10 protein-coding genes are annotated in these 14,658 nt (G+C 33.3%); 1 reads left to right on the forward strand and 9 read right to left on the reverse strand.

The window, feature by feature from the left end; genetic code table 11:
* Window positions 1-19 precede the first annotated feature (19 nt).
* Window positions 20-481 (forward strand): pantetheine-phosphate adenylyltransferase, encoded by a 462-nt coding sequence (gene coaD / locus ACPX19_RS01565; RefSeq protein ID WP_426431058.1) that lies wholly within the window; start codon window positions 20-22, stop codon window positions 479-481.
* Here the strand turns inward: coaD and ACPX19_RS01570 are convergent.
* From ACPX19_RS01570 to alaS, 9 genes are all read right to left on the reverse strand, one after another.
* Complete coding sequence (locus tag ACPX19_RS01570; protein ID WP_426431059.1) at window positions 474-1,118, reverse strand: response regulator; 645 nt, start codon at window positions 1,116-1,118, stop codon at window positions 474-476. The genes coaD and ACPX19_RS01570 overlap by 8 nt on opposite strands.
* Complete coding sequence (locus tag ACPX19_RS01575) at window positions 1,115-1,735, reverse strand: hypothetical protein (RefSeq protein WP_426431060.1); 621 nt, start codon at window positions 1,733-1,735, stop codon at window positions 1,115-1,117. The genes ACPX19_RS01570 and ACPX19_RS01575 overlap by 4 nt, the downstream gene beginning before the upstream one ends.
* Before the next feature lie 36 nt (window positions 1,736-1,771).
* Window positions 1,772-4,360, reverse strand: a complete 2,589-nt coding sequence (locus ACPX19_RS01580; RefSeq protein ID WP_426431061.1) for an MORN repeat-containing protein — start codon at window positions 4,358-4,360, stop codon at window positions 1,772-1,774.
* A gap of 65 nt (window positions 4,361-4,425) precedes the next feature.
* A complete protein-coding gene (locus ACPX19_RS01585; protein ID WP_426431062.1) occupies window positions 4,426-6,297 on the reverse strand; it encodes a tetratricopeptide repeat-containing sensor histidine kinase in 1,872 nt (623 codons plus the stop codon).
* A gap of 48 nt (window positions 6,298-6,345) precedes the next feature.
* Window positions 6,346-8,319, reverse strand: coding sequence for a tetratricopeptide repeat-containing sensor histidine kinase (locus ACPX19_RS01590; RefSeq protein ID WP_426431063.1), 1,974 nt, complete (start codon window positions 8,317-8,319; stop codon window positions 6,346-6,348).
* Between the two features lie 108 nt (window positions 8,320-8,427).
* Window positions 8,428-10,332 (reverse strand): PQQ-binding-like beta-propeller repeat protein, encoded by a 1,905-nt coding sequence (locus ACPX19_RS01595; RefSeq protein WP_426431064.1) that lies wholly within the window; start codon window positions 10,330-10,332, stop codon window positions 8,428-8,430.
* A gap of 6 nt (window positions 10,333-10,338) precedes the next feature.
* Window positions 10,339-10,875, reverse strand: coding sequence for a DUF6252 family protein (locus ACPX19_RS01600; protein WP_426431065.1), 537 nt, complete (start codon window positions 10,873-10,875; stop codon window positions 10,339-10,341).
* Between the two features lie 119 nt (window positions 10,876-10,994).
* Window positions 10,995-11,945 (reverse strand): GSCFA domain-containing protein, encoded by a 951-nt coding sequence (locus ACPX19_RS01605; protein ID WP_426431066.1) that lies wholly within the window; start codon window positions 11,943-11,945, stop codon window positions 10,995-10,997.
* Window positions 11,946-11,982: 37 nt separating this feature from the next.
* The gene (gene alaS, locus ACPX19_RS01610) at window positions 11,983-14,592 is read right to left on the reverse strand and encodes an alanine--tRNA ligase (protein ID WP_426431067.1); all 2,610 of its coding nucleotides are present in this window, start codon (window positions 14,590-14,592) and stop codon (window positions 11,983-11,985) included.
* Window positions 14,593-14,658 lie beyond the last annotated feature (66 nt).

Consider the following 14,658-nt stretch of genomic DNA (forward strand, 5'->3'; position numbering starts at 1 on the left):
ACAAAAGGAAGTATCATAAATGAAACGCGCACTTTTCCCAGGATCATTTGACCCAATAACCAATGGACATTATGATATCATAACACGTGGTGTCAAACTCTTTGATGAAGTTGTTGTTGCCATTGGTGTAAATTCTGAAAAAAAATACATGTTCTCTCTAGAAGAACGCAAACATTTTATTGAGGAAGCCTTTAAGAATGAGCCAAAAGTAAAAGTGGTTACCTACGAAGGACTAACTATAGATTTTTGCAAAGAAATTGATGCGGAATTTATTTTAAGAGGATTGCGTAATCCTGCTGATTTTGAATTTGAAAAAGCTATTGCTCATACCAACAGAAAACTTTCAAAAATTGAAACTGTATTTCTACTAACAGCATCAAGGACATCATATATTTCATCTTCAATAGTCCGAGATGTTATAAGAAATAATGGAGATTATACGGTTTTAGTACCAGATAGTGTTAGGGTGACTTCTAAATAATATTATTTCGTTTGGCTTTTTCAACAGCTTCAAGCTTGTTATGCACCTGAAGTTTGCGGTATATATTTTCAATATGCTTTCTAATTGTTCCTGTTGAAAGGAATAGATTTTCTGCAACGGCATTATAGCTCAACCCTTTGCTCAATTGTTCTAGAACATCTACTTCTCTACTGGTGAGTTTTATTTCTTCTTTTTCTTTTTCTTCAACAATGGGATTTCTAAGTAGTTTTAGTGTTTTCAATGCAATGGAAGGATTCATAGCCGCACCACCGTTTAATGTTTCTAAAATACCAGAATGTAAATCTCCTGCATTGATTTCTTTCAATAAGTAACCGTCTGCACCAGCTTTTATTGCATTAAAAATATTTTCATCATTATCAAAAACGGTAAGCATAATAATCTTTATGTGAGGATACTTTTGCTTTACTAGATATGTTGCTTCAATGCCGTTCATTACAGACATTTCTATATCCATTAAAATCAAATCAATATTATGATTTTCTTCTAATTTTTCTAATACCTCTTCACCGTTCATTGCTGTAAATCTAACCTGCAAATCCTCAAAAAAAGACAGCTTTTCTTCTACCGCTTTAATTAAAAACGTATTGTCATCTACTATAGCTATTTTAATATTCATTCAACTAACTTATTAACTACTTCTCCTGGCATAAACATTTTATACATTTCTGCCATATTTTTTTCTATTTCAAGCATTTTTAAACTGTCATTTTTTGGGTTGTCTATTACAACAATAACCTTATCGCCACTTATAGTTATTCCATTCCCTTCGCGCTTTACATTTTGATTTTTAAACTGATTGGAAAAAGTACTTGCCATAAAATCCATATAGATATTGAAGTCTTTTTCGGATTGTTTTTCGGTTTTATTAAAATTAAATGTAAAAGAGTTATAATAGTTAACCTCTGCATAAGTTACATCTTTAAAAACAAATGCTTTGGAAATATTTTTAAAAGTCATTTCGTTAAATGTTGTAGAGAATGCTTCATTATTGAATGCTTTCTCTATTTGAGAGGTCAAAGTTTTTTTTCCCGCAAAGTCAAGATATTCCTTTGGCATGTTTTCAATTAATTCAGCCCACTTATGATCTTTTATTTGAGAGAAATACATTTTGAAAAATGACTCGGTTTTGGCTATGAGCTCTTCATCAGGTTCTATTGTTTTTACACCTTGAGACTCTTGTCCAAAAGCATAAGCCGTGAAGAGTAGACAAATTATAAGTTTTAAATATTTCATTTTCTATCTTTTGTTTTTAGTAGTAAATACCAAGTATCAATTTCCTTTTTTAACTGTTCCTCCATGTTTTTCAACATTTTTTCTGGTTTCTTCAGAATTCATCTGCTTGTTATACTCATTAATCAAGTTTCTTCCTTGATTTGCCAATTCGTCTTGAACTTCTTTTGGTAATTTAGTCCTAACGGCACTAATATCTAAATAGTCTGACTTTACCATAGTACCAAAAAGCTTTCCTGGTATAATGTTGTTAATGCCCACTAAATAATCTGCCATAGCCTGATTAAGTGCATCACCTTTTTTGGTTTTACTTTCGCTCAAGTACTTTTCATCACAAAGACCTCCCAAGCATTTAGTGTCTCCATTACAGTTTTTGATCTCTGTTTCTTCCTGGGCAGTGAGAGTTATTGTACTCGACTTATAATTACTTGTTGACGACGCTTTTAAATTTTGCTGAGACTGTAAATTTTCTGTATTTAAACCATTAGCATATTGTCCATCTTGCCATAAGCCTGCTTTATAATTATCTTTTGAATAAGTCATTATCCCTTTGCCATGATATGTGTCGTTACGCCATTCGCCTGTATAGTTATAGTATTCTCCCCAAACATAGCTACCAAGACCTTCTTTTTTGTTGTTTAAGAATTCACCTATATAATATTGTCCATTGGTAAATGAAAGTTCACCAAAACCATGAATGGTGCCATTTTTAAAGGTTCCCATATAAACAGTTCCATTACTGTACTTATATATACCAACACCGTCTCTACAATCCCCTATCATACAATAGTTATCATTGTTAGGTTGTAGAATTGTTTTTTGTTTTTTATTGAGATCTAATACTCCCAACTCATTATTTTTTGAGTTAAAATAAAATCCTCTGTTGGTTTTTCTATCAACAAATTGTGAGTTTCCCGATTTAAAATAAGCGTACTCAAATCCTTCCACATTATCCCATGACCCATTGTAAATAGCCAAACGTTGTGTACCATCACTATATATAATAAATCCTGGACCTTTAGGTTTTCCATTTTCAAAGAATGCATTAACCTCATTACCAGAAGACCACTTTTTTTCACCATAGCCATTTTCACAATTCCCTTCAATACATTCACCAGCAACTTTTTTATAAACCTCATCCATAGATTCAACCATACCAATAACAGATTCTGTTTGAGATTGTAATGCTTTGGCAGCGTCATCATAAGCATTTGCGATACTTTTCTCTGAATCATAGACAGGGTAAATAATGTAAGGTGTTACTGTTGGATAATCTTTTAATAAAACTGTTTTAGCTTTGTTTTTTCCTTTGAAAAGAACATCTTTATTATTGGTAGCAAACTTATAAATTTCGGTTTCAGACATAAGATTTCCGTTTTCATCAAATACTTTCACACCTTTTTCACCTGGTTTATACCAAAAACCTAATTTAGTATCAACATTTAAGACCTCAGCGTTATGAAAAACGTTGGCGGTTTGAATATTAAAATCTTTACAACTATATAATTTTCCTGAAGTTTTATGAAAAACCACTAAGTTATCTCCTACAAAATAACTATGGCATTCACCTGAGATGTTTTTGCCGTTTATCATAAACCAATAGGTACTTCCATCTGTGTTTTTTTTCCAAACATAACCATCAGGAACTTCGTCATTACTCATCTTTTTTCTAAAATTCTTAAAGTAATAATCTTTCAACCATGCCTTAAATTCTGGATTATTAGGATCCGTATAACCAGTAACAGTCCCGTCTGGATAGGTATACTGCCTTATACGAACCTGATCTACGTTCTCATGCCATTCTTCACCTTCAGAATTCTCATACCTAATAATCCAATTGCCAAAGGCATCATTTAGATAGGTGTAAAACTTGTAAGTCTTTTTTTTGGTTTGTAGATTAGTGGTTACTATTTTAGATAACCTATTGATTTGGTTGGGTTCAAAAGTGTAAATTTTATCGATGGTTCCTGTTTCATAGGTGATTTTTTCATTTTGACCGTAAGCATCTGTATAAAACCCATATTTAATCTCCGATTCTTTGCCTGTTTGCTTATTTTTGGTTTTGATACTTCTTACTTTTTTACCTATAGTAGAAACTATAAAATAGGTAAAAATGGCTTGATCTGATTCTGATTGGTATCTGTTGTCATCTAGTTTCAAAAAGTTTCTTTCATTGACCTTATCGTTTACAACATTTGAAATGGTTTTTACGACACGACTATCGTGATATTGATAAGTGGTATATTCATTAGTTGGGTCATTCCCTTCATAAAACTGAATTTTAGTAAGCTTCCCTTTATCATCATAAAAATATTTGCGAGTTAAATCAATATTACTATATGAAGATTTTATCTTTTCCTCCTCTATATGTCCCAATTTGTTGATTTTGTAGGTCATTTGGGTACTCATCGTTTTTTGTATTCTATCCATAGAACCTACTTCGTCCTTCAGAGAGGTTTCTGTAAATTCAACTGGATACAGTAAAGACTCGATATCGAAGACAACTCCAAAATCGTCGGTTGCGATGTAGGGTTGAATTCCCATTTCGGAGTTATAAGTTGGTGCCTCTTGAGAAAAAACCAGTATTACAAACCACACTGCAAAAAAAGATAGGGCTATTTTTTTCATAATTAGAGAATTTTATGCAAGATAATTTATAACATATTACAACAAAATACGCAAAGTTGCGTATTTTAAAAGGTAATAGTTATTGTTGTCCCTTCGCCTAACTTTGAAGAGATTGAGCATTGTGCATTAATTTCATCAGCTCGTTTCTTCATATTATTAAGTCCGTTACCAAGCTTTACGTTTTTTTCATCAAAACCTTTTCCGTCATCTTTTATCTTAATCAACATCTTGTCATGAACCTTTAAAATATTTACATTTATGGATGATGCTTCTGCATATTTTACAGCATTATTTATAGCCTCTTGTATAATTCTATAAATATTCATGCCTTTTACAGAAGTAAAAGGCATGTCATTATCCACAGATGCATCTACGTTGAAATTAAATTTAATCTTTTGGGCTGCCAGATTAGCCTGTTCAATAAAATTAGAGATACGGATCTGCAAATCCTCAAAAGTGATTTCATCTTTATTCATTGCCCATATAGTATCTCTTAACTCGTGAATGGTCGTCGTAGTAAATTCGCTAATTCCTTTGAGCTTATTCCCTAGTTTCTCTGGAATTTTAAAACCATATTTAAGGTTATCTAAAGATGAAATAATAAAGGTAAGTTGTGCACCTATATTATCGTGCAAATCTCTGCTGATACGTAAACGTTGTTCTTGTAGTTTATTCTGCGTTTCAATTTTTAATAATGCATCCTTAAGTTGATTTTCTTTTTGAAGTTGACGGTTCCTTAGCTTTTGCTGGTTGTAAAACAAGTATCCTAAAAGTCCTAAAACTGCTGCTAGTGCACCTAAACCTAGAATGTAATTATTCTTTTTACTGATATCTAATTCTTTTTCGGCAAGATCTGCACGCTGTGATAGAATTTCTTTTTCTTTCTTCTCAGTCTGAAACTCAATTTCTAGCTCAGCTATTTTGCTGTTGGTTTCAAGATTTAGAATACTATCTCTAACTTTTGAAAATTCTTTATAATACGACAAAGCCTTATCATTATTATCTATGGCTTCATAATACTGGGAGTAATTTTGCAGAGCCATTTCTACATCTACTGCTACTTTATACTTAGTGGCATAATAATATGCACTATCAATATATATTTTTGCTTCTTTAGCTCTATTATTTTCAATTAAAACCTGAGCCATATTATTATAACTAGCACCTACACCAGCATAGTTACCAATTTGTTTTTCTAAAGAAGCTGACTTTTTAAAATATACTAAGGCAGAATCTATTTCTTGAAGATAGTAAAATACTGCACCTACATTGTTTACAGATTCAGCAATACCCTTTTTATCATCTAATTCTTTTTCAATAGCTAATGAATACTTGAAATAATCTAGAGCTTTTTGTAAATCACCATCATTAGCATAAATAATGGCGATATTATTATATACCTCCGAAATGCCTTTTTTGTTATCTAACTCCTCAAAAACATCTTTAGCCTTTAAATGATATTCTATTGCTTTATCATTAACCCCTAGATAGCTGTACACCATTCCAATATTGTTGGTAACAGTGGCTTCTTTAGATTTCTCATTTAGAGCATTATATATATCAAGTGCTTTAAGGTAGTTAGTAAGGGCATCTTCATATTCGCCAAGTTGTCTTTTACAGACACCTATATTGTTAGATGCACTTGCGATTAAAAGCGAGTCTGAAGAGATTTCAATAGCCTGCTTTGACAAGTCAATAGCTTTTTTAAACTCCCCTAAATCTCTGTAAACCAAGCCAAGTCCATTAATAGCTCTAGCTTCTTCAAATTTTTGCTTTTTGGCCTTGGCTATTGACCTAGACTTTTCTAAAATCGATAGTGCCTTTTGAGGGTTATTTTTATATATATTTATTGCAGAGTCATTAAGCATTTGAGAGTTTTCTTCTTTTTGACCAAAACATAATACTGTACATAGAAGAAAACAAATAAGTACTCTCATAAAATTTTAGTTAGTTAATAGCAAGATGAAGATAGTAATTTTAATTTTTTACACTGTAACAATGATTTCCGTACCTTGATTCTCTTTAGAATTAATTTGAATTTCTCCTCCAATATCGCTAATACGTTTTTCCATATTGGTTAACCCATTTCCTCTTTTGATTGATGACAGATTAAAGCCCTTTCCGCTATCCGAAATTTTAAATACTAAGTTTGAAACTACCTTTGATACTTCAACCCTAATTTGAGAGGCGTCTGCATATTTTAAACTATTGTGTATAGCTTCCTGAATTATACGATGGATGTTCATACCTTCAACAGAACTGAACGTTTTACTTGTGTCTACACTATTCTCTACATTAAATGAAAACTGAATATTAGAATCGTACAAATGTGCTTTATCAATATAATTTGAAATTCTGGTTTGTAAGTCTTCAAAAGTAATTTCACTTTTGTTCATTGCCCAGATAGTGTCTCTCAACTCATAGATTGTACCAGAAGTAAAATCGCTTATGGTTTCAAGCTTATTGGTTAGTTTTTCATCTTTAATATCAAACCCGTACTTTAGATTATCTATTGATGAAATGATGAATGTAAGTTGGGCACCAATGTTATCATGTAAATCCCTAGAAATTTGTAAACGCTGTTCTTGCAGTTTGTTTTGGGTTTCTATTTTTAACAATGCATCCTTAAGTTCATTTTCCTTTTGGAGTTGCCTATTCTTCAACTCTTGCTGGTTATATATCAAATAACCTATGATACCTAGAATTACTGCCAGGCCAATTAGTCCATATATCTGGTAATTTCGTTGTTGAATTACAAGATCTTGTTCTGCTAAGGTCGTCCTTTGAAGTAGAATCTCACGTTCTTTTTCAGCACTTTTATATTGCTCTTGAGCATCAACAATTTGTTTGGTTTTCGTCTCGTTAAGCAACGAATCCTCTATAGATTTGTAATCTATATAATTTTTTAAGGCATTTTTGTAATCCTTCTTCTTTACATCGAGCTCATGCAATCTATAGAAAGCTTCTAATTGATATTTCCTTGTACCATACTTTATGGTGTTTTGCATAGCACTATCCAAGATTTCTTTAGCAGCTTTGTATCTACCTGTTTCGAGGTAAATTTTACCTAAATTAACCAAGGTTACACCTTTACTTTCCTCGAATCCAGGAATTGATAGGGATTTTAGCGTATACTCTTCTGCTTTTTCATAATTGTTAAGCTTACTATAACTATTCCCTATATTGGAATAGGTTGTTCTTGCAAAACTCAAATCTCCCGAAAGCTCAGCGTATTTTGCCGCTTTATTATTATAGTACAAGGCACTATCGAAGAGTTTTTTGTTAAAGTTGTCCTGTTCTGCAAGCTCGTCGTAAGCTATACCTATTCTACCAAGACAATAAGCCATTGCCATAGTGTCTTTAAGCATTTTGGCAATGTTTAAGGATTTTCTGTTCCATATTATCGATTCCTTAAACTCGTACATACGATCATGGATATAACCTTTGTAGGACATGTCTCGCTGTACTTCTGACAAGTTATTATTTAACTTATTGAATTCCATAGACTTTAAAATCATTCGCATAGCTTCTGGAAATTCTGAAAACGTAGTGTGTATTTTTGCTTGGTTAAAATAACTGTCTTTCAAAATCTCTTCATCATCAAGGTAGGTATTTGCCTTTTTATAATAATCTAATGCTTTATAGTTGTTTTCACCATGATAGGAATCGGCTAGATAATAATATGTTTTCCCCAAAATTCCTTTGTCTCTTTTCAAATCTGCTTTACCAAGTAATTCCTCAGCTTTAGTTCTGAACGTAATATCATCTTTCTCATTCTTAATTTGGTTAAGTAATAATTCTAAGTCTTGAGCGGAGAGAGAACTAAATGTTGATAGGGTAAAGCTCAATAGAAGTAATAATAATCTTGATAGCCTAAAATAAAAAAGCATCAGGTAAATTCCGCTCTTTATGGCAGATATTATAGCTGATGCTTTCTTAAGGAAATTGATTAATAGCATTTCTAAGTTAGTATTTTTTGTTGCTTAACAACGTTTTATTCGATTAAGGTACAATTTAAGAAGATTAAGCGTAACTAAGATTAATTACGCTTAATCTAAAGAATAGGCTTATTTTTTAAGATTATAGGCGTATATAGTCTTATCGTTTGCTTTGTAATACAGATAGCCTCCTAATTCATCTACTTGATACTCTGGCTTTTTATCATTTAATATAATTTCCTTTTCTACTTTACCAGTATCTTTATTAACCTTTACTAGTCCTGTACCATCATCTAACTTAGTAAGTATAAACTGAGCATTTTCAGTTGCAGATGTTGCTTTGAAACGTTTAGACAGATATTCAAATGACGCACTGGCAATACCAGAAAACATATCTGCTGCTCTTTTGGCTTGTTTACCATAATCGTTATAGCTATCTAAATCGTTTACGCTTCCAAATGCAGACCTATTAGCACCAGCATTGGCACTCATGGCTACAGTCATAGCCGTAGAGGCAACAGCTGTAATGCCACCAACAATTTTTCCGAATGTACTTCTACCTGGTGATTTGTAGTAGGAATGGTAAATTTCACTACCATCAGAGCTTAAGGACATCATGTTTTGGCTAGATGACAGGAAAATACCTGCGTCTCTAATCTCCATGGTATTTGGATCTTCCTTTTCATCAAAATTACATTTTGCTAAATCACTAACATCACCACTACTGGGATCTACTGCCATTATTTTTCCGTCGGCTGCAATTAGATATCTATTATTTTTTTCATCAAAGGCAGAAGCCACCGAACTTGCATTTTTATATTTTAATGGTTTGTTCCAAACTGCTTCTCCTGTTTCTAGATTTACGATGTTAGCATCTTCACCTGTTATATAGATTAATCCTTGTGGTGTATGGGCCATGACCATTATGTTTTCACCTGTCTTAAGTGGTTTCTTAAATAAGGTTTGGCCATCGAATGAAATTTTATTGATTCCTCCTTCATAAATTCCAAAAAGGATACCATCACCCATAATATAAAAATGCTGTACATAGCCCTTAGTTTTAGGTGTTTTTTCCCAAAGATCTTCTCCAGTAGAAGCACTTAACATGGCTATTTTAGATTCTGATCTTGCTGCTAAAACTCCACTGCCTCCTGTAACATCACTTACCACAGCTAGTCCTTGAGGAAGGATTTCAAAATTTGAAATGTTCCCTTTAACTTTCCTATCATCTTTCCACAACTCCTCTCCGTTGCTTCCTATTTTGTGTATGCGCGTATTGTTACCGTTAGATGTGGTTTCAAAACCATAAATCTCCTTTTCTGTTTGGTCTGCAACCATCCAATTCACACCCTTTATTTTTGTTTGCCACAAATCCTCACCTGTATGGCTTTTAGCTATAAGTCCTTGTGCCGTTGGTATGATTAAGAAGTCTTTAAGCAATAAAGGTACGCCAGTGACACTAAAATCCTTCGCAACACCTACTCTACCAGGTTTATCTAAAAAGAAACTGTAGTCTAATTGAGATGTACTTAAATCATAAACAGCAACCTTAGGTGTCATCTTTTCAAACTTGTCGCCTACTTTTTGTATGCCGCTAACTATAAGTTTATTTTGTGGTAAAACCACATTGCAAGTAAATATTTGATTCCAGTTATCATTTTCTGAATTGAACAAAACTTTTCCTTGCACATAGTCTATTACTGCTCTTTTTGTTTTGGCCAATCCAGCAAACTTAGAGTCAGCACCTTGAGAAACCACAATGTAAGGTGAGTTTGGGATAAAGTCGGTTTCCTCTGGTTTTAACTTTCCAAAGTTATTGAATGTAAACACGGGCTGAATTTGATCTGGTTTAATACCAGCTAGACCATCATTGGTCGCAACAACTAAAATACCGCCAACCGTAAGTGTCATTTCGTTTATTTTAGCTCCCAGATCATAACTCTGTTCTGGAGTTTCTTGGGCATACAATGATGCAGCACTTACAAAAAGTGCTAACATCATTATAATTTTGATTTGAGTCAATAGCGTTTTCATAATCAATTATTGTACTTGTTTATTTAAGTTGAAAGAACCATCTGTTATTGTTTTTACAGACTGATCACCATTTAAATTTTTGCATGTAAACTCAAATGTTCCTATTAATTTGTTGTCTGTTTCTTCAGAGACACTTAATGATCCAACCATTGAGTTATCATATGGTGCTTGCCAAATTTCTGTAGTTGAATTTTGCGGATTGTTGAGATCTACATCGGTTTCTGAATAAGAGGCTACATTAACAGCACCAAGTACGGAACCATCTAAATCATAGGTTCCTACACCATTATAACCCCAAATTGTAAAAGAAAATGCATTACCATCACTATTAGAAGCTATAATAATGAGGTTCTGACCATTGTTAGCTATTGTTGCTGAAGAAGATATTTCCCAAGACTCATAGCTGGTACCATCTACTTTTGCAACTAAAGTTCCTGATGGTGCGTTGCCACCGCTACCACCATCATCATCACTGCTACAAGATGTAAAGGTTACAGATGATAATGTCATTACTAATAACATAAGGTTTTTAAAAATTCTCATTGTTGAATTAAATTATTGGTTAATACTGAGGCAAATCTCAACAATAAGATGACGGCAAAACATACGATGAATTACGTATATTTTTATAAATAACCGATTTTAAATACCTTATTAAAGGTTTAGAATTTTATATGAGGGCATTTTAATTGTAAGTCCTCAATTTCTGACTGTAATCTGATAATAAATTTTTGGTGCGCCTCGGAATTAGGATTAAACGGCCGATGCTCTTTTTTTGTTTGAATGCTAGCTACCTTTTGTGAGGTTAAAATAGCATCTTCTGTTAACCAAACGGTTTTAAATTTTTCCCAAATGTAATCTATCGCTAAATCATTTGGGTGAATCATATCTTGATTGTAGAATCTATAGTCTCTCAATTCGTCCATCATAAGCTCATACGATGGAAAGTAAAACAGTTGCTTTCTTGGTTCTACAACCTGATGAATTGCTGACAATAAATGAGCCTTGCTTCTATTGTTTTCTATAAAACCATCTTTGAGATGTCTTACTGGAGATACCGTAAAAATGAAATTAACTTTAGGATTTATACTTCGTACTAAAGCAATTATACGTTCTAATGATACAATAACATCTTCAACACACAATAACTCTTTTAGAAACTGTTTTTGAGGTATTTTATGGCAATTAGCAACAATTTTATCAGTTGCTATATGTCTATAAACCCAAGCTGTTCCTAAAGTAATAATGATATGGGAAGCAGAATGGAGATACTGACTTGTTAATTTAAGTTGAGTGTTCAAACTTTCCAACAACGCATCTTTAGTTGGCGAGTTGAGTTTTGAATGTGCATCAAAACAGCTGTAAATTTCATTCTGGTGCACAACCTCTTCTTCAGTATAGAAATCTTCATTAATACTCCTGATGATTAAGTTTTCTATAGCGATAGGATGAAATAAAATGCCAAATGGATTTATTTCAGATTGAAATTTATGATACCCAAACTTACAACCTATATTTTCTGAGAAACAAGAACCCAACAACATCAACTTAGAGTTGTAATCTATCTGACCGTGCTGTTGCGGCTTTAGTGGTATGTTTGTTTGAAGGTTCATATAAAAGAAATCCTGAAACAAGTTCAGGATAACAATGTTATAAATAATTTTTTGCAGCAGACAACGCTTCCTCAATACCAGCTGGATTTTTACCACCAGCTGTGGCAAAGAAAGGTTGACCTCCACCTCCACCTTGAATATGTTTACCTAGTTCTCTTACAATTTGTCCTGCATTAAGACCCTTTTCTGCAACTAAGTTTTTAGAAATATAGCAAGATAATAAAGCTTTTCCTTCACTATCGGCACCAAATAAAGCAAAAAGATTATCTACTTCCCCACCCAATTCAAAGCATAAATCTTTAATACCAGAGGCATCTAAATCTACTTTTTTGGCAATGAAATTTACACCATTAAGCTCTGTGATTTCATTTTTAAGATCGCCTTTTAAGTTCTTAGCTTTATCCTTTAATAGTTGTTCTATCTGCTTTTTTAAAATCACATTTTCTTCCTGCAAATTTTGTAATGCTTTTACAGGCTCTTGAGCATTATTCAATAGGTCTTTCATTTCAAAATAAGCTCTGTTATTTTCAAAGTAAAAGTCTTTCACGGCATCATTGGTAATAGCCTCTATGCGTCTTATACCAGCTGCTACAGCACCTTCAGATACAATTTTAAAATGCCAAATATCTCCAGTATTCTTTACATGCGTACCACCACAAAGCTCTATGGATTGTCCAAATCTTATCGTACGAACTGTATCACCATATTTTTCACCAAATAACGCCATGGCACCATTTGCCATAGCCGTTTCCATTGGTACATTTCTTTGCTCCTCTAATGGTAACTTTCCATCGATACGTGCATTCACAAAATTTTCAACATCTCTTAATTCCTCTACAGTTAATTTCGAAAAATGAGAGAAATCGAAACGCAAATATTTAGAGTGTACTGCAGAACCCTTCTGTTCTACATGAGTTCCTAAAACTTCACGAAGTGCCTGATGCAATAAATGGGTTGCTGAGTGGTTACACTCTGTTCTAAATCGTTGCTTTTGGTCTACAACTGCCTTTAATGTACTGTTAAGATTTTTTGGTAAATTTTTTGCAAAGTGAATGATTACATTATTCTCTTTCTTAGTATTTACTATATAAACCGTATCACCATGATTGTCTTGCAAATACCCTTTATCACCAACTTGTCCGCCACCTTCAGCATAAAATGGTGTAAGATTAAACACCAACTGATACATATCGCCATCTTTCTTTGAAGTTACTTTTCTGTATCGCGTAATTTTCACATTAGCTTCAAGGGCATCATAACCAATAAATTCTTGTTCGGCATCATCAACTAAAATTGTCCAATCTTCGGTTGAAGTTTCACTTGCTTGACGTGAACGTTTTTTTTGGATTTGAAGTTGTTCTTCAAAGCCTTTTTCATCTAGTTTTAAATTCTTTTCAGATAAAATTAAAGCTGTTAAATCTTTTGGAAATCCGTATGTATCATAAAGTTCAAAAGCCTTTTCACCTGAAACGGTATCGCCTTTTACTTCTTCAACTATACCATTCAATAATATAAGTCCTTGCTCTAATGTTCTTAAGAATGAAGACTCTTCCTCCTTGATGACATTTTCAATCAATTGCTTCTGAGCCTTGATTTCTGGAAAAGCTGTTCCCATTTTTTTGCTCAACACATCTACCAAACGGTAAATGAAGGGTTCTTTTTTATCTAAAAATGTAAATCCGTATCGGACCGCACGGCGCAAAATTCTACGTATCACGTAACCAGCTCCTGTATTACTTGGCAACTGACTGTCTGCTATAGAAAATGCTACGGCTCTAACATGGTCTGAAATCACTCTAATCGCAACATCTAATTTTTCTTCTTTACCATAATCTTTGTTGGTAATGGTTTCTATCTCACGAATAATTGGTGTAAACACATCGGTATCGTAATTAGATTGCACACCTTGAAGCACCATACACAAACGCTCAAAACCCATACCTGTATCTATGTGCTTGTTGGGAAGCATTTCTAAAGTACCATTGGCCTTACGATTGTATTGCATAAACACCAAGTTCCAGATTTCTACAACCTGAGGATGATCCATATTTACTAAAGACTTACCATCTACTTTGGACTTTTCTTCTGCAGAGCGAATATCTACATGAATTTCACTACACGGACCACACGGACCTTGATCTCCCATTTCCCAAAAGTTATCCTTTTTGTTGCCTTTGAGTATGCGATCTTCAGAAATATATTGTTTCCAGATATCATAAGCCTCTTGGTCCATTTTTAAGTTATCGTCATCACTTCCTTCAAAAACAGTAACGTACAAAATGTCTTTATCTACACCATAAACTTCGGTCAATAATTCCCAAGCCCAAGCAATGGCTTCTTTCTTAAAATAGTCACCAAAACTCCAGTTACCAAGCATTTCGAAAAGCGTGTGGTGATAGGTATCGTAACCAACTTCTTCTAAATCATTGTGCTTTCCAGAAACTCTTAAACATTTTTGGGTATCAGCTATTCGGTTACTTTTTGGCTCACTATTACCGAGAAAAAATTCTTTAAAAGGGGCCATTCCAGAATTTACAAACATCAATGTTGGGTCATTTTTAAGAACCATTGGTGCAGAAGGCACTATAAGGTGTTTCTTTCCTTCAAAAAAGTTTAAAAACTTAGATCGAATTTCTTGAGACGTCATATACTGAAATTATAGCTTGTTTCGTTAATATTACCACAATTGCAAAACAATCTTTATATTTGAAAG

Origin of the sequence: Winogradskyella sp. HB-48 (genome assembly GCF_049942685.1) — a bacterium.
Lineage (GTDB): Bacteria > Bacteroidota > Bacteroidia > Flavobacteriales > Flavobacteriaceae > Winogradskyella.